This window comes from Pseudomonas sp. Marseille-Q7302 (assembly GCF_965111925.1).
The window spans coordinates 3,738,565-3,754,529 of the sequence record NZ_CBCOPK010000001.1; the positions used below are offsets into that span (position 1 = coordinate 3,738,565).

13 protein-coding genes are annotated in these 15,965 nt (G+C 67.4%); 1 reads left to right on the forward strand and 12 read right to left on the reverse strand.

Annotated features, from left to right (window positions below; all coding sequences use genetic code 11):
• Positions 1–5: 5 nt before the first annotated feature.
• Genes ACWPW1_RS17440 through ACWPW1_RS17455 form a run of 4 tightly spaced genes read right to left on the reverse strand, consistent with a single transcriptional unit; the run spans position 6 to position 5,909 of the window.
• A complete protein-coding gene (locus ACWPW1_RS17440) occupies positions 6–1,463 on the reverse strand; it encodes a GspE/PulE family protein (protein ID WP_454253543.1) in 1,458 nt (485 codons plus the stop codon).
• Positions 1,463–3,475, reverse strand: coding sequence for a type II secretion system secretin GspD (gspD, locus tag ACWPW1_RS17445; protein ID WP_454253544.1), 2,013 nt, complete (start codon positions 3,473–3,475; stop codon positions 1,463–1,465). The genes ACWPW1_RS17440 and gspD overlap by 1 nt, the downstream gene beginning before the upstream one ends.
• Entirely contained in the window at positions 3,472–4,239 is a 768-nt protein-coding gene (locus tag ACWPW1_RS17450) for a hypothetical protein (protein ID WP_454253545.1), read from the reverse strand. The genes gspD and ACWPW1_RS17450 overlap by 4 nt, the downstream gene beginning before the upstream one ends.
• Positions 4,236–5,909, reverse strand: coding sequence for a lipoprotein UxpA (locus ACWPW1_RS17455; protein WP_454253546.1), 1,674 nt, complete (start codon positions 5,907–5,909; stop codon positions 4,236–4,238). The genes ACWPW1_RS17450 and ACWPW1_RS17455 overlap by 4 nt, the downstream gene beginning before the upstream one ends.
• A gap of 197 nt (positions 5,910–6,106) precedes the next feature.
• Here ACWPW1_RS17455 and ACWPW1_RS17460 point away from each other — a divergent pair, with 197 nt between their 5' ends.
• Entirely contained in the window at positions 6,107–8,143 is a 2,037-nt protein-coding gene (locus ACWPW1_RS17460; protein ID WP_454253547.1) for a PhoX family protein, read from the forward strand.
• A gap of 796 nt (positions 8,144–8,939) precedes the next feature.
• Here ACWPW1_RS17460 and gspK read toward each other — a convergent pair.
• The 8 genes from gspK to ACWPW1_RS17500 form a co-directional block, all read right to left on the reverse strand.
• A complete protein-coding gene (gene gspK, locus ACWPW1_RS17465; protein ID WP_454253548.1) occupies positions 8,940–9,959 on the reverse strand; it encodes a type II secretion system minor pseudopilin GspK in 1,020 nt (339 codons plus the stop codon).
• 490 nt (positions 9,960–10,449) lie between these two features.
• Positions 10,450–10,665: a TOBE domain-containing protein gene (locus ACWPW1_RS17470; RefSeq protein ID WP_010795839.1), complete on the reverse strand. Its 216-nt coding sequence runs from the start codon at positions 10,663–10,665 to the stop codon at positions 10,450–10,452.
• 23 nt (positions 10,666–10,688) lie between these two features.
• On the reverse strand, positions 10,689–11,498 hold the full coding sequence (gene ssuB, locus ACWPW1_RS17475; RefSeq protein ID WP_454253549.1) for an aliphatic sulfonates ABC transporter ATP-binding protein: 810 nt from the start codon (positions 11,496–11,498) through the stop codon (positions 10,689–10,691).
• A complete protein-coding gene (ssuC, locus tag ACWPW1_RS17480) occupies positions 11,495–12,283 on the reverse strand; it encodes an aliphatic sulfonate ABC transporter permease SsuC (protein WP_059315908.1) in 789 nt (262 codons plus the stop codon). The genes ssuB and ssuC overlap by 4 nt, the downstream gene beginning before the upstream one ends.
• 11 nt (positions 12,284–12,294) lie before the next feature.
• Positions 12,295–13,443: an FMNH2-dependent alkanesulfonate monooxygenase gene (gene ssuD / locus ACWPW1_RS17485; protein ID WP_454253550.1), complete on the reverse strand. Its 1,149-nt coding sequence runs from the start codon at positions 13,441–13,443 to the stop codon at positions 12,295–12,297.
• A 23-nt stretch (positions 13,444–13,466) separates the two neighbouring features.
• Positions 13,467–14,432: a sulfonate ABC transporter substrate-binding protein gene (locus ACWPW1_RS17490; protein WP_454253551.1), complete on the reverse strand. Its 966-nt coding sequence runs from the start codon at positions 14,430–14,432 to the stop codon at positions 13,467–13,469.
• Positions 14,433–14,447: 15 nt separating this feature from the next.
• Complete coding sequence (ssuE, locus tag ACWPW1_RS17495) at positions 14,448–15,035, reverse strand: NADPH-dependent FMN reductase (protein ID WP_059315911.1); 588 nt, start codon at positions 15,033–15,035, stop codon at positions 14,448–14,450.
• 163 nt (positions 15,036–15,198) lie between these two features.
• A complete protein-coding gene (locus ACWPW1_RS17500) occupies positions 15,199–15,837 on the reverse strand; it encodes a peroxiredoxin (protein ID WP_059315912.1) in 639 nt (212 codons plus the stop codon).
• Between the last annotated feature and the right edge of the window lie 128 nt (positions 15,838–15,965).

Here is a 15,965-nt window from a genome sequence, read left to right on the forward strand (position 1 = left end):
TGGTACTACTGGTGCACCGCACGCAGTACCTCCGCGAGGCTAGTCTCGCCCGCCGCCAGGCGCTCCAGGGCGCTCTCGGCCAGGCTGGCGCGGCGGCCCTCCAGCAGCCGGGCCATCTCGCCCTCCCCGGCGCCGCGATAGATGAGCTCGGCCAGTTCGGCGTCCAGGGCGACGAATTCGTAGAGACCCAGGCGACCGCGATAGCCGCTGCCATTGCAGCTTGGGCACCCCTGGGGCTCGCGCAGCCGTTCGAGCCCGGCCAGCCCTGGCAGCAGCGTCTGTTCGGCCGCCCGCACCGGACGCCAGGCCGCGCAGCTGCACAGCCGTCGTACCAGCCGTTGGGCCAGCACGCCCTTGAGGCTCGACGCCAGCAGGAAGGGCTCCACGCCCATGTCGCGCAGCCGGGTGATGGCCCCCAGGGCGCTGTTGGTATGCAGGGTGGAGAGTACCAGGTGGCCGGTGAGACTGGCCTGCACGGCGATGCCGGCGGTCTCCACGTCGCGGATCTCGCCGATCATGATGACGTCCGGATCCTGGCGCAGGATGGCCCTCAGGCCACTGGCGAAGGTCAGGCCGGCGCGCGGGTTGACCGGCGTCTGGCCGATGCCGGGCAAGGCGTACTCCACCGGATCTTCCACGGTGAGGATGCTGCGGCTGCCCTCGTTGAGCAGCCCGAGGCTGGCATAGAGGGTGGTGGTCTTGCCCGACCCGGTGGGGCCGGTAACTAGGAGGATGCCATTGGGCTGGGCCAGGGCACCGCGCAAGCCGGCATCGATGGCCGGTGGCAGGCCGAGGCGCGAGAGCTCCAGCAGGCTGGCCTGCTTGTCGAGGATCCGCATGACCACCCGCTCGCCATGGACGCCGGGCAGGGTCGAGACGCGGATGTCGACATCCCGCCCGCTGGCTCTCAGGGTGATGCGGCCGTCCTGGGGCTGGCGCTTCTCGGCGATGTCCAGCCGCGCCATGACCTTGATCCGCGACACCAGCATGGCCGACAGCGCCCGCGGCGGGCGCAGCAGCTCGCGCAGCACCCCATCCACCCGTACCCGCACCACCAGCGCCTGCTCGAAGGTTTCCACGTGCAGGTCGGAAGCGTCCAGGCGCAGCGCCTCGGCGAACAGGGCGTTGATCAGGCGGATCACCGGCGCCTCGCCAGCGCTGTCGAGCAGGTCCTCGACCCGGGGCAATTCCTCCATCAGCCCAGCCAGGTCGACGGTCTCGCCGAGGCCTTCCACCAGTGCCTCGGTGCTGGCCTGCCCGGCTTCATAGAGCGGGCCCAGGCGCTGCTCGAAGACCTCGCGCGGGAGCCATTCGCAGCCTTGCGGGGGACCGTGGCGACGCTGCACCTCCTGCAGCAACGCCAGGTCCGCATCCAGGCGGCACAGCAGCCGATAGCCGTCGGGTACGGCGGCCAGGGCGATGCCGGCCTGGCGGGCCAGGCGATAGGGCAGCGTCGGCGTCATCAGAGGCCGTCCAGGCGCGCCCGCGCCGAGGGATAGAGACTCTGCAGGGTGGGCGCGCCGCGCGTACCCGGCGGCGTGGCCGGCAAGGCCGCGGCTGGGGCGGCGGCACGCATGCCGCGGTACTTGTCCTCGCTGATCTGCTGCACCAGCGCCGGATCCCGGAGGATGCGCGGACGGATGAACACCACCAGATTCTGCTTGGTGCTGGAGCGGGTACGCGACTTGAAGAGATTGCCCAGCACCGGCACGTCGCCCAGCAGCGGTACGCGCTGGTCGCTGTCGTTGCCCTCGTTGCTGATCAGGCCGCCGAGGACGATGAGGCCATTATCCTCCACCATTACCGTGGTCTTGATCTCGCGCTTGTTGGTGACCACGTCGCTGGCACGCACGTTGTTGGCCAGCGACGAGACCTCCTGGACGATCTCCATGCGCACGGTGTCGCCCTCGTTGATCTGCGGCTTGAGCCGCAGCTTCACCCCTACTTCGCGACGCTCGATGGTCTGGTAGGGATTGGCGTTGTTACTGGTGACCGAGCCGGTGACGAAGGGCACCTCCTGGCCAACCATGATGGAGGCCTCGGCGTTGTCCAGGGTCAGCAAGGTCGGTGTCGACAGCAGGTTGAAGCCGCTCTCGCTGCGCATGGCCTGCAACAGGGTGACGAAGTTCAGCCCGCTGCCACCGATGCGACCGACGCCGGCGGAGATGCCCTGCATGCCCGAGAGCAGACTGCCCAGGGCACTGGTGTCCTGGTTGGCCGCGGCGGCGGCGATACCGTTGATGGGCGTGCCGTTGGTGAAGTTGACGCCGCCTGCCGGCAGGTTGCCGTTGCGATCGAGGAACAGCCACTGGACGCCGAGCTGGTTGGCCTTGGTGTCGGTGATCTCGGCGATGATCGCCTCCACTACCACCTGGGCACGGCGGATGTCCAACTGGCTGATTATGCGCTTGTAGGCGGCCAGCTCTCGCGGCGGGCCGATCAGCACGATGGAGTTGGTACCCATGTCTGCTTCCAGGCGAATGCCAGGCGCGCCGGGCGCCAACGCCCCACCACCGCCCTTGGCAGGAGGAGCCTCCCCCTCCCCATCACTTTCAGCAGGGGTGGTATTAACCATGGGCGCTGCTGCCACGGGAATCTCCACCCGCGCGTCCTGGGTGACCTCGCCGCTGAGCCCACGCAGCACCTTGACCACCTCGCCAGCCTTGGCATGGTGCAGATAGACCACCTCGGTATCGCTGGCCGCGTCGCGGGAGACGTCCAGCTCGGCCACCAGTCGGCGCACCTGGCGACGCACGCTTTCGTCGCCACGCACCATGAGGGCATTGCTGCGGGCGTCGGCCAGCACCTGGACCCCGCCACCAGCCTGGCCGCGGCTGGCCAGCAGGCGCTCCACCAGCGGCGCGGTGTCGCGCGCCTGGGCATGGCGCAGGGTGATCATTTCCACCGGTTCGTCGCGACCGCGATCCAGCCGCGCCAGCAGCTGGCCGATGCGGCTGAGGTTGCTGCGCCAGTCGGTCACTACCAGCAGGTTGCTGGCGGGATAGGGCGTGGCCACCCCGACCCGGGCGTCCATCAGCGGGCGGACGATGCCCAGCAGCTGTTCGAGATTGCCACCGCGCACGGCGAATACCCGGGTGGCCACGGTATCCCCGGCGCCGGGCTTGGCCGGGGCGCCGTCGTCCACCTCCACCGGCAGCGGCTCGGTCCGGGCCGCCTGGTCCGGCAGGATCTTCACGCTGCCATCGTCCAGCTCCACCGCGGCATAGCCATTGGCGCGCAACTGGGCCAGGGCCAGGGCATAGACGTCGTCGGCGGCCAGGGGCTGGGCGCTGCGCACCGTCAGGGTGCCACGCACCCGCGGGTCGATGACGAAGTTGGTGCCGGTGATGCGTCCCACGCTCTCGATGAACAGATCGATCTCGGTGTTCTCGAAATTGACCTCGAAGCGTTGTTCGGCCTGGGCACCGAGCAGCCAGAAGGCGAGGAGCAGGCCGCAATAGCTGCGTTTCTTCACAGGGACAGTCTCACGGGTAGGGCCAGGGCGTGACCCTGACGTTCCAGTTCCAAGGTCAGGGCGCCGGTAGCGCGCCAGTGCGGCAGGCGTTGCAGCAGCGCTTGGGTATCGGCCACGGGGACGGCATCCACCCGGCGCAGCACGTCCCCGGGCTCAAGTCCGAGGCCGCTGAAGAAGGCCGGCTCGGCCCCGGGTTGCAGGCGGTAGCCGGTCAACTCGCCATGCTCGCGGACCGGGGTGGCGCGAATGCGGCGCAGCAGGCTGGCGAGATCGCCCTCCTCCGCCACCGGCGTGGGCGGCGCCTTGACGGCTGTCGGCTTGGCCGTACCGCTGGCCGCGAGGCCCACCAGCTCACGCGGCGCCGGCCAGGGCAACCGCTCTTCGCGGCCAGCGCGGCTGAAGACCAGACCCTGGGCGTCGATGGCGGTCAGTACCAGGCCGGGCACCAGGCTGTCGCCCAGGACCAGGGACCGCTGGCGATCGCCATGGCGCAGGACCACCACGGAGCCGTCGATGGGCACCGCCTTGATCGCCCCGACCCACTGGATCGGCAGGGTGCTGGGCGCCGCCTGGCTGGCGGTGCGCCAGTGGCTGGCCAGCAGATCCGTGGCGGATAACGGCTCGCTTTGGACGCTGGGCGCGGGCGTCGGCAACCAGAGCAGGCGTAGGTCGCTCGCTACTCGCGCGGCCAGCCAGGCGGCAATGCCCAGCCAGAGCAGGGTCAGCAGGCGCAGGACCAGGGGATGGATCAGCAGCCTCATCATCCAGCCGCGAGCTCCTGCCGCCGACGCAGGGCGGCCAGCGGATGCCAGCCCGGATGGCCTTCGATGAACTCCAGTCGGGGCACCGGCAACGGCGCCAGGCCCCAGTCGGCGGGCCGGGCGCGCAGATAGGCTTCCAGGCGTTGCCAGAGCGCCTCGCCAGTGCCGAGGTCAGGTCCCAGGGCAAAGGTGCGACAGGTGAAGGCGGCGCCCAGGGGCACCTGCAGGGGCGGGATACGCTGGCCACGGGGGGCGCCATAGCGACAGCTCCACGGAGCACCTACCAACCGCGGCAGGTCCTGGCTGTTGTCCAGTAGCAGAGGCTCGCCGAAGCGGTTGTCGGCAGCCTCTTCCAGGAGCGTGCGCAGGCCATCGGCCGTGGTAGGCAACTCCAGCACCGTGGCGTCATGGCCACCACAGAGGGCGATCAGGTGTTCACGGGTGATCCAGTCGCCCCGCCGCAGCGGCAGGTCGTATCTCAAGCCAGGCAGCAGCACCGGCTGAGCCTCGCTGCCCCCCAGGGCCGCAGCGATCAGGGCGTCCCAGCTGCCGCCGAGCAGGTCACGGCGCCAGAGATCCACCGGCGCGCGCGCCAGGCGCTGGTCGAGCCAGCCCGCGTGGGGCGCCCGGGCCACCGCCAGCTGCCGTTGGTAGTTTTCCAGCAGGGTGCGGTCGAGCACGCGCTCGGCCTGCACCGGATGAAAGACGGCGTCCAGGCGCCAGCCATCGCGACCGCCCCGGCAGCGGATCTCGAAGATACCGACGCCTCGGGTGCCCGGCAGGCAAACCGGCAGCGGACGACCACTGCCGCGCATCACCGGAATCAGCTCCGGCCAGAGATCCTGGCCGCGGGCGCACAGCAGCAGGTCGGCCTCCTCCAGGCGCTCGGCCAGCCACAGCCCCGGGCCAGTGCCGACATCGGCCAGCACTACCAGCAGATCGGCCTGACCGCGTGCCTCGGCCAGCACCGGGCGCAGCCGGGCATACCAGTCGGCCAGGGGCGCCTGCTGGTCGCTGGCATAGGGATCGGTCACCCCGACCACGGCGATGCGCACGCCGTCGCGCTCGGTCAGGGTGAAAGGAGCGACGCCCAGGGCGCTGCGCTGTTCCTCGGTGAGGGTGGCGCCCAGTACCGGACGACCGTAGCGGCGATAGAGGGCGGCGCTGCGCTTGGGCCAGAGCAGACGCTCGTCACTGCTGACCCGGGCCTCGCTGCCCAGCAACTGGCTGCCATCGACTCCAGCCTCACCGCGGGTCAGTTGCGTCAGGCCGCTGCCGTTCCAGCACTGGCCGTTCTCCAGGGTCAGGCTGCGGGTCGCGCCCTGGCGAGCACGCAGGTGAGCCAACTGGGCGGCCAGGGCGGCATAGCCACCGTAGCGCTGGCCGTCGCCACGACTGGCATCGAGCAGGGGCGCGAGCCCAGGCGCAAGACGCGCCGCATCGGCACCGGTGCGCCAGGGCGCGGCACCGATGCGGCCAGCCGGTCCCAGGCGGACCCGGGGCACCACCGGCCAGCCGGGCTCGCGGGCATCCAGGGTATCGGCGACATAGAGCAGTTGCAGATCGGCATCCACCGGGCGGCTGGAAAAGCCCTGGGCACAGCCGCCCAGCAGCGGCGCCGTGGCACCCGCCGCGAGCCAACCCAAGACCTGGCGTCGTGCCCAGTTGCCCATCCGATGTCTGCCTTGCGCGCTAGAGAGGGCGGCATCCTAGGCGGCGAAAAGCTACAAATTCATGACAAAACAGAAGGTTACAAACTGTTACAGCTCGGCTGGGGGTAAATATCCTCTTGTAACCTTTCAGTCACCAGACCATCACAGAGGCTTCCTAAAGTCGCCGGCTCCCGTGATCAACCAAGGAAGCTTTGCGCATGAGCACTTTCACGAGCGACGACCGTAACCGCAACGAAAGCGGCAACGAACCGCTGGACGCCGTCGTCGACCGTTACCTGTCGCGCCGCAGTGTCATGAAAGGCGGCCTGGGCGCCGCCATCGCGATGATCGCTGGCGGTGGCCTGACCGCCTGCTTCGACGGCGGTGGCGGCTCCCATGACGATCCGGCGCCCAGCCAGCCCAGCCCGACGCCGCAGCTCATGCTTGGTTTCGAATCCATTCGCGGTGCCCATCTCGACGCCATCGTCCTGGCCGCCGGTTACAGCGCTCGCATCCTGGCGCCCTGGGGTACCCCACTGAACAACCTGGCCAATGCCTGGCGCAGCGATGGCAGCAATACCTCCACCGACCAGGCCAATGCGGCCGGCATGCACCACGACGGCATGCACTTCTTCCCGCTGAACAACTCCAGCAGCGACGGCCTGCTGGCCATCAACTACGAATACATCGACCAGAAGGTGCTGCACCCCAACGGCCCGACCACCACCAACGGCAAGCGCCCCGCCGAGGAAGTGCGCAAGGAGATCAACGCCCATGGCGCGGCGGTGATCCATATCCGCAAGGTCAACGGCAACTGGCAGGTCGTCACCAACGATGCGCTCAACCGTCGCTTCACCAGCGCCACGCCCATGGAGATCGCCGGTCCGCTGCGCGGCAACGCCAATCTGGTCACGCCCTTCTCGCCCGATGGCACCCGTACCCGCGGCACCAACAACAACTGCGGCAACGGCTTCACCCCTTGGGGCACCTACCTCACCTGCGAGGAAAACTGGCCGGGCATCTTCGTCAACAAGGGCACCCTGCCGGTGGATCAGAAGCGCATCGGCATCACCAGCAAGAGCAACTACGGCTGGGAGACGGCAGCGGGTGACGCCAGCGAGGTGGACAACGAATTCCGCCGCTTCGACCTGACCCCCACCGGCACCAGCGCCAGCCAGGACTTCCGCAACGAAGCCAGCGGCTATGGCTACATCGTCGAGATCGATCCCTACGACAGCGCCACCCCGGCCACCAAGCGCACCGCCATGGGCCGCTTCCGCCACGAGGGCTCGGCCTATGGCATTCCGGTCGCTGGCCAACCGCTGGCGTTCTACATGGGCGACGACTCGCGCAACGAATACATCTACAAATTCGTCTCCGCCGCTGCCTGGGATCCGGCCGACGCCAACCCTGCCAACCGCCTGGCCACCGGTGCCAAGTACCTGGACAACGGTACCCTCTACGTGGCCCGTTTCGACGACGGCGGCAACGGCAAGTGGCTACCGCTGACGGTCAATGCGCCGACCAAGGACGGCCGTACCCTAGGCGCCCTCTATGGCGACCTGGCTGGCATCATCCTCAACACCCGTGGCGCCGCCGATGCGGTGGGCGCGACCCCGATGGACCGCCCGGAGTGGACCACGGTCAACCCCTTCACCGGTGAGGTCTACGTCACCCTCACCAACAACTCGGCGCGCACCGCCGCCAACGCCGCCAATCCGCGGGTACCCAACGTCAACGGCCACATCGTGCGCTGGAAGGACAACAGCAACCAGACCGACTTCACCTGGGACATCTTCGTCTTCGGTGCGGACGCCGGCGCTGCACCCGACATCAACCGCTCCGGCCTGACCGAACTCAACCAGTTCGCCAGCCCCGACGGCCTGGCCTTCGACAGCCGCGGCATCCTCTGGATCGAGACCGACAACAGCGACAACGCCGTGGCCGAATACACCAACGACCAGTTGCTGGCGGTCATCCCGGCCCAGGTGGTGGATGGCAGCGGCAAGCAGGTTGCCATCTCGGCCACCAACCAGACCGCCCTGCGCCGCTTCCTGGTCGGCCCCAACGGCTGCGAGATCACCGGCATCACCTGGACGCCGGACCTCACGACCATGTTCATCAACGTCCAGCATCCGGACAACTGGCCCTACAGCGAAGTCGCCACCGAGGCCACCCCGGCCGGCACCAAGGTGCGCCCCCGCGCCTCCACCGTGGTGATCCAGAAGCTCGACGGCGGCCCCATCGGCGTCTGATCGAGTCGGCGATAGCCAGGCTCCCCGGTCGGTAACGATCGCGGGAGCTTTTTGCTTTCCCGCGGATGCGAAATCCGTCGCGTAGATTGGCGAACAGCACCCGCCTCTTCTAGGTGCGCGCGGGAAAGGCTGTACCGTTTTCCACCCTACACCAGACGCTCGTCCGTAGCGTGGAAAACCGCGCAGCGTTTTCCACCAAACCCTGGGAATCGCGGCCATGGGGGTCCGCCGCTGCGGCCGCGCCTACAAGCACAGCCATAACGACTCATCGCGATCTAGCCACAGAAGCTAGAGATGATCGCCTGCTCCAACAGCCCCCTCTCCCCTGGGAGAGGGTTGGGTGAGGGCATGCCCCGCGCAACGGAGTCACCCGCGGAAAAGGCTGCGCCTTTTTTCCGCCCTACGCCGGACTCTCGTCCGTAGCGGGGAAAAGCACGCAGCGTCTTCCACTTCTGCCCGAATCGGTCATCCGCCAATCACGGCGATGCCAGTCCGCCAACAAGGCGCTCCTGCGGGCGAGGTTATAACCGCTGATCGTGATCCGGCTGGAGTTGATGGATGCAATCGCCTGCTCCGACAGTCCCTCTCCCCTTGGGAGAGGGTTGGGGTGAGGGCATGCCCCGTGCAACGGAGTCACCTGTGGAAAAGCCTGCGCTGGTTTCTCGGTCGTAGCGTGCAACACCGTGCGGCCTTTGCCACCGGTGCTCGAATCGGTCGCCAGGTGATCGCGGCCACGGGCCGCTCCTACAGGAGGTTTCAGCGCCAGACCGCCGCCCTGATAGCCGCCACCCTCAACCTACTGCAACGCCTCCGACCCACCCGGCCCAGGCACCCAAAGGGTGGTGTCCCGGGTCGCCAGCCAGCGCACCCGTTGTGCCGGTACCGCCGCGTGCCAGCGACTCACGCCCTGGGCCGCCAGCTGCCGTACCTGGCGAAAGACCTGACCATCGCGTCGCACCTCCACCCCGAGCAGAAAATCCCCACTGTTGAGCATCAGGCGCTGGGTCAACAAGGTGAAGGTCTCCTCCCCTACTCCGGGCAGGGCCTCACGCAAGGCTTCGACGTTGGCGTACCCCTGCGCAGGCCGCGCGGTGATCAGCAGCTGCAGCGTCTCCCGCGGCACCTCGCCGAGAAACAGCGCCTCCAGCAGCGGTAGTTGACCCATCCCCAGGGCATTGGCATTGAGTCGCCAGCCACCGGTGTCGGGCAGCGCACAGAGTTCGCGCAGCTGCAGATGCCGTCCGGGCCGCGCCGGCACGATCAGATCCAGCTCGCCTATCTCGGCCAGCGGCAGATTGGGCACCAGTACCGGCGGTACCAGGCGCAGGGCCTCCGGCGTTTCCAGACCAAATTCGTGGGCCTCGCCATCGGCATCGACCCAATCAGCGAGTCGCTCGGCAAAGGCCTGGGCCGTCAGCCCCGGCTCGCCCAATCCCCCAGGACGTTGCTCCAGCAACCATTTCAGCTGCCGCAACGCCAGATCGCGTTCCGGACCGGCCAGGGCGTTGATGTTGAAGCAGCCATGCAGATCGCGTAGCTGGGCGCGGACCGTAGCGCCCTCCACCTCATAGGCCAGCACCTCGCCTCTCAAGCTCTGCCAGAACTCCGGTCGCTGCCGCGCCCCGGCCTGCACCAGCCCCTGCGTGACCACCTGCTCGGCGCCCGCCGCCAGCGCCCGCGCCAGGGTCTCGTGCTCCAGTAACCGCGCTCGCTGCAATTCGGCTCGCCCTTCGGCCAGCAGCACCGGCAACAAGGCCGCCACCAGCGCCAGCGCCCAGAGCGCCATCAGCAGCGCCACGCCCCTTTGTCGCCGCACCCCTGTTCCTCCAGGCAAAAGCGGCATTGGAACCGACGCAGGTTGCAGATTCGTGGCAATACGTGGATCAGCCTCCCCGTTGGGCTTCGCTGCGCTCAACCCAACCCACAACTGCTGCCGTCATGTGGAGACGCGTATGGTTACCCAAAGCAACAGGACGCCAATCAGAAGCGCAAACATCAGGAGTATCGCCAGGCATCCCACACCCTCTGGTAAATCCGATAGCCAAGCGTTCTTCTCTGGAAAGCGACCGCGGGTCAGTTTACGGAGCAGCCATGAGCCGAGGTTGGCGCATAGATAACTCCAGAGAAAGCTCAGTATCCATTCCATAGGTCACACCTGAAGCCGATCCTTCGGTTCCTTTTTCGGCCAGAAGATATCCAGCCCTCACACCTATCCTCGCTCATACCCTTGGCTCTTGGCGAAGGCAAAAGATGTACAACGAAAAAAACCCGCCACCATGGCGGGTTTCGTCACGGCCAGACCGCCCCTACAACTTGGCGATGGACACCTCGGTGGATTTGACAAAGGCGATCACCTCGCTGCCCACCACCAGCTCCAGCTCCTTGACCGAGCGGGTGGTGATGACCGAGGTGACGATGCCGGCGGCGGTCTGGACGTCGATCTCGGAGAGCACCGAGCCTTCGATGATTTCCTTGATGGTGCCCTTGAACTGGTTGCGAACGTTGATGGCCTTGATGGTCATGGCAGAACTCCTTGGATGAGCGATCAGTAGGCCCAGCGCAGTTGCGTGGGCAGGGGTTGCACGATTTCCGGTAGATCGGGATTGAGCGGCTGCTGCAGCACCCGGGCCAGCACCTCGGCTTCCAGGCGCGCCAGTTGGGCGTCACCGGCGGCTCGGGGGCGCGCCAGGGTGACGTCGAGATCCAGGCCGACATGGCCGTCTTCGATGAGCACTACGCGGTCGGCCAGGGCCACCGCCTCGCCCACGTCGTGGGTGACCAGCAGCACGGTGAAGCCATGGCGCTGCCAGAGGCCTTCGATGAGTTGCTGCATCTCGATGCGGGTCAGGGCATCCAGGGCGCCCAGCGGCTCGTCCAGCAGGAGCAGGCGCGGCTGGTGGATCAGGGCGCGGGCCAGGGCCACGCGCTGCTTCTGGCCTCCGGACAGCGCCGAGGGCCACTCGTGGGCGCGATCGCCCAGGCCGACCGCCTCCAGGGCTTCCAGGGCGCGGGGTTTCCAGTCGCCCTTGAGGCCCAGGCCGACGTTGTCGATGATGCGTTTCCAGGGCAGCAGGCGCGCGTCCTGGAACATCAGCCGGGTGTCCTCGCGGTGCTGGGCCAAGGGTTCGTCCTGCCCCAGCAGGGTGCCGCCGCTGGCGCGGTCGAGACCGGCCACCAGGCGCAGCAGGGTGCTCTTGCCGCAGCCACTGCGCCCCACCACGGCGACGAACTGGCCGGCCGGGATGTCCAGGTCGATCCCATGGAGCACGGTGCGCCCGCCAAAGGTCTTGACCACCTGTTGCAGCTTCAGGGCGATGCCCCGCGCCAATGGCGGGACGGCTTGCAGACTGGTCATGCGTGGGCTCCCTTCTGATAGGCCGGGTGCCAGCGCAACCAGGCGCGCTCCAGGCCGCGGGCGGCGAGATCAGCCAGCTTGCCGAGGATGGCGTAGAGCAGGATGGCCAGCACCACGATGTCGGTTTGCAGGAATTCCCGGGCGTTCATCGCCAGGTAGCCGATGCCGGAGCTGGCGGAAATGGTCTCGGCGACGATCAGCGTCAGCCACATCAGGCCGAGGGCGAAGCGCACCCCTACCAGGATGGCCGGCAGGGCACCTGGCAATACCACGTGCCAGAACAGCCGCGCGCCGGACAGGCCGTAGCTGCGGGCCATCTCCACCAGCGCCGGATCGACGTTGCGGATGCCGTGGTAGGTATTGAGGTAGATGGGAAAGAACACCCCCAGGGCCACCAGGAACAGCTTGGCCGACTCGTCGATGCCGAACCAGAGGATCACCAGCGGGATCAGCGCCAGGTGCGGCACGTTGCGCACCATCTGCAGGGTGCTGTCGAGGAGGCGCTCGCCCCACTTCGACAGCCCGGTGAGGAAACCCAGCGCCAGGCCGATGCCTCCGCCGATGGCGAAGCCAATGCCGGCGCGCCAACCGCTGATGGCCAGGTGTTGCCAGAGCTCACCGCTCTTGACCAGGCTCCAGCCGGCTTCCAGCACCGCGGCCGGTGACGGCAGGATGCGGCTCGACAGCAGGCCGCTGCTGACCGACAGCTGCCAGGCGACGAGCAGGGCCACGGGTACCAGCCAGGGTGCCAGCCGCTGCAAGAGGCGTTCGGTGGTGCTGCTCATGCCGGCCTCCCTCAGCTCTGCGCCGCTTTCTGCGGCAGGATGTCGTTGGCCACCATCTCGCCGAAGGGGCTCACGTAGTTGGCGCCTTCCACTCGGGTCGGGCGCTTGACCGGCAGGTGCGGGAACAGCAGTTCGGCCACCCGGTAGGATTCCTCCAGGTGCGGGTAGCCGGAGAAGATGAAGGTGTCGATGCCCAGGGCGGCGTATTCCTTGACCCGCGCGGCCACGGTGGAACCGTCACCGACCAGCGCCGTCCCGGCACCACCACGCACCAGGCCGACACCGGCCCAGAGGTTGGGCGCGATCTCCAGCTTGTCGCGACGCCCCCCATGCAGCGCCGCCATGCGCTGCTGGCCGACCGAGTCGAAGCGGGCGAAGGCGGTCTGGGCCTTCTCGATGGTGGCGTCATCGAGATTGGCGATCAGCCGATCGGCCGCCCGCCAGGCTTCCTCATTGGTCTCGCGGACGATCACGTGCAGGCGGATGCCGAAGCGCACCGTGCGCCCCTGGGCGGCGGCCTTGGCCTTGACCGCCTCGATCTTCTCCCGCACCGCGTCCAGCGGTTCGCCCCAGGTCAGGTACAGCTCCACCTGCTCGGCGGCCAGATCCTGGGCAGCGTCGGAGGAGCCGCCGAAATACAGCGGTGGGCGCGGTTGCTGCAGCGGCGGATAGAGCAGCTTGGCGCCCTTCACCTGGATGTGCTTGCCCTCGTAGTCCACCGTCTCGCCTTCCAGCACGCGGCGCCAGATGCGGGTAAATTCCACCGAGGCTTCATAACGCTCGCTGTGGGACAGGTGTAGACCGTCACCGGCCAGCTCGTCCGGGTCGCCACCGGTGACCAAATTGAACAGCGCCCGACCGCCGGAGAGACGATCCAGGGTGGCTGCCTGCCGCGCCGCTACCGTGGGCGAGATGATCCCGGGCCGCAGAGCCACCAGGAACTTGAGTTTCTGGGTGACCGGAATCAGCGAGGCGGCCACCAGCCAGGAATCCTCGCAACTGCGTCCGGTGGGGATCAGCACCCCGCCGAAGCCCAGGCGGTCGGCAGCCTGGGCGACCTGGGTCAGGTAGCCGTGGTCGACGGCGCGGGCGCCTTCGGCGGTACCCAGGTAATGGCCATCGCCGTGGGTCGGCAGGAACCAGAAGATGTCGAGACTCATGGGGCGTTCTCCAGGAAGCGGGATCAGGGTTGGGCAGTGGCGGTCTGCAGGCTGGCGGGTGGCGTCCACACCACGTCGCGGATCGTCAGCGGCTTGGGAATCAACTTGAGGGCGGTGAAGGCATCGGCGATCTTCTGCTGCTGCGCGGTCACCTCGGGGCTGATGAACTGGGCGCCATAGCCCTGCCGCTTGACCACTCGTTCAGCGGTGTCCAGCGGCAGGTTCAGCAGCGGCGCCACCTGGGCGGCGACCTCATCCGGGTGGGCCTTGGCCCATTCGCCCACCGAACGCACCTCGTCGACGATGGCGCCGACCTGCTCGGGATGGGCCTTGGCGAAGCTGCGGGTGGCCAGATAGAACTGGTGGTTGTCGGCCAGCCCGGTGGCATCCGTCAGGGTGCGTGCCTGCAACTGGGTCTCGGCGGCGGCCTGGTAGGGATCCCAGATCACCCAGGCGTCTACCGCTCCGCGTTCGAAGGCGGCGCGGGCATCGGCCGGCGGCAGGTACACCGGCTGGATGTCGCGGTAGGGAATGCCGGCCTTGGCCAGTGCCTGTACCAGCAGGTAGTGGACGTTGGAGCCCTTGTTCAGGGCGATCTTCTTGCCCTTGAGATCGGCCAGCGTGCGGATCGGCGAATCCTTGGGCACCAGGATGGCCTCACTGGTGGGCGCCGGTGGCTCATGGGCCACATAGACCAGATCGGCGCCGGCTGCCTGGGCGAACACCGGTGGCGTCTCGCCGGTCACGCCGAAGTCGATGCTGCCGACGTTGAGGCCTTCCAGCAGCTGGGGGCCGCCGGGGAATTCGGTCCATTGCACCTTGACGCCGTCCTTAGCCAGGCGCTGTTCCAGGGTGCCGCGGGCCTTGAGAGTGATGAGGGTGCCGTATTTCTGGTAACCGATACGGACTATCTCTTGCGCCTGCGCCAGGCCGGTGGCCAGGGTCAGCAGGGAAACGGCGAGCAGCGAACGCTTGAAGGAGAACTGCATAGTTGAGGCTCCGGGTCAGATGCCCCAGCGTGCCTGGCCGATGCGATCGGCCAGGAGCTCGGGGGTCAGGGGCTGGGGACGCCGCGCCAGGGCCGCGTGGAATTGTTCGAGGGATTCGTAGAGACGCTGCTCCAGCGCCGGGATCAGGGCGACACCGGTCTCGGTGTAGCTGACCTGGCTGTCGTCGGCGAAGACGCCGTTGAGGATTTCCTGGGCCTTGAGCGCCGAGAGCACCGGCTTCAGCGCATAGTCGATGGCCAGGAGATGACCGCTGGAGCCGGCGGTGGCCAGGGGTAGCACCACCTTGTGGCTCAGGGCGCGCTCGGGCAGCAGGTCCAGCAGGGTCTTGAGGGCGCCGGCCAGGGAGGCCTTGTAGACCGGAGTGGCGATCACCAGGCCATCGGCGGCCTGCAGCTGGGCGATCAGCTCCACCACCGGTGGGCTGTCGAAGCGGGCACCGATGAGGTCGGCGGCGGGAAAGTCCTGGATACGCCAGCGCGACAACTCCACGCCGCGTGCTTGTAGCCAGTTCGCCGCCAGATCCAGCACGCCGGTGGAGCGCGACCGCGCTCCCGGACTGCCCGCCAAAGTCACCACCTGCATCGCCGCCTCCAGGATAAAAAGGAGCGGTGTCGCGCCGCTCGAAAAGGATTGAGCGGACCTTAGCAAGGGCTTCTTATTCCCTAAAAATACCCTTTAGGCACTTGGTTATAACCAGAAAAACAAAACCCCGGCCTGAGCCGGGGTTTTCCTGTCACCCGAGATGTCAGCGATTGGGCTGGGGGGTTAGGCGCAGATAGGGTTTGACCGCGGTATAGCCCTTGGGGAAGCGCCGCTTGAGTTCTTCCTCGTCCTTGAGCGACGGCACGATGACCACGTCATCGCCATCCTTCCAGTTGCCCGGGGTCGCTACCTTGTGGTTATCGGTGAGCTGCAGGGAGTCGATCACCCGCAGGATCTCGTCGAAGTTGCGCCCGGTGCTGGCTGGATAGGTGATCGACAGCCGCACCTTCTTCTGCGGATCGATGATGAACAGCGAACGCACCGTCAGGGTGTCGTTGGCATTGGGATGGATCATGTCGTAGAGGGTCGAGACGCTGCGATCGGCGTCGGCCAGGATCGGAAAGCCCACAGCGGTGGCCTGGGTTTCCTCGATGTCCTTGATCCAGCCTTGGTGCGATTCCAGGCCATCCACCGAGAGGGCGATCACCTTGACGTCGCGCTTGGCGAATTCGTCCTTGAGCTTGGCGGTGAGGCCCAGCTCGGTGGTGCACACCGGGGTGAAGTCGGCGGGATGGGAGAAGAGCACGCCCCAGCTGTCGCCCAGCCACTCATGGAAGCGGATGCGGCCCAGGCTGGAATCCTGTTCGAAATCGGGGGCGATATCGCCCAGACGGATGGTCATTGGCAGTTCTCCTGATGCAGGTAGGGATAGCGGCACTATGCCGCCCGCCAGAGCGAGCGGGAAAGATCGGATCACGCTGTGGTTATAACGCGAAAGCCACCTGGTTCAGGGCTATCTCCACCCGGCGA

Bases quoted from the DNA above. Each gene is read 5' to 3' on its own strand.
- ACWPW1_RS17500 (WP_059315912.1), bottom strand. From the start codon at position 15,837: ATGACCATCCGTCTGGGCGATATCGCCCCCGATTTCGAACAGGATTCC.
- ACWPW1_RS17460 (WP_454253547.1), top strand. From the start codon at position 6,107: ATGAGCACTTTCACGAGCGACGACCGTAACCGCAACGAAAGCGGCAAC.
- ssuE (WP_059315911.1), bottom strand. From the start codon at position 15,035: ATGCAGGTGGTGACTTTGGCGGGCAGTCCGGGAGCGCGGTCGCGCTCC.
- ssuC (WP_059315908.1), bottom strand. From the start codon at position 12,283: ATGAGCAGCACCACCGAACGCCTCTTGCAGCGGCTGGCACCCTGGCTG.
- ACWPW1_RS17440 (WP_454253543.1), bottom strand. From the start codon at position 1,463: ATGACGCCGACGCTGCCCTATCGCCTGGCCCGCCAGGCCGGCATCGCC.
- ACWPW1_RS17455 (WP_454253546.1), bottom strand. From the start codon at position 5,909: ATGGGCAACTGGGCACGACGCCAGGTCTTGGGTTGGCTCGCGGCGGGT.
- ACWPW1_RS17450 (WP_454253545.1), bottom strand. From the start codon at position 4,239: ATGATGAGGCTGCTGATCCATCCCCTGGTCCTGCGCCTGCTGACCCTG.
- ACWPW1_RS17470 (WP_010795839.1), bottom strand. From the start codon at position 10,665: ATGACCATCAAGGCCATCAACGTTCGCAACCAGTTCAAGGGCACCATC.
- ACWPW1_RS17490 (WP_454253551.1), bottom strand. From the start codon at position 14,432: ATGCAGTTCTCCTTCAAGCGTTCGCTGCTCGCCGTTTCCCTGCTGACC.
- ssuD (WP_454253550.1), bottom strand. From the start codon at position 13,443: ATGAGTCTCGACATCTTCTGGTTCCTGCCGACCCACGGCGATGGCCAT.
- ssuB (WP_454253549.1), bottom strand. From the start codon at position 11,498: ATGACCAGTCTGCAAGCCGTCCCGCCATTGGCGCGGGGCATCGCCCTG.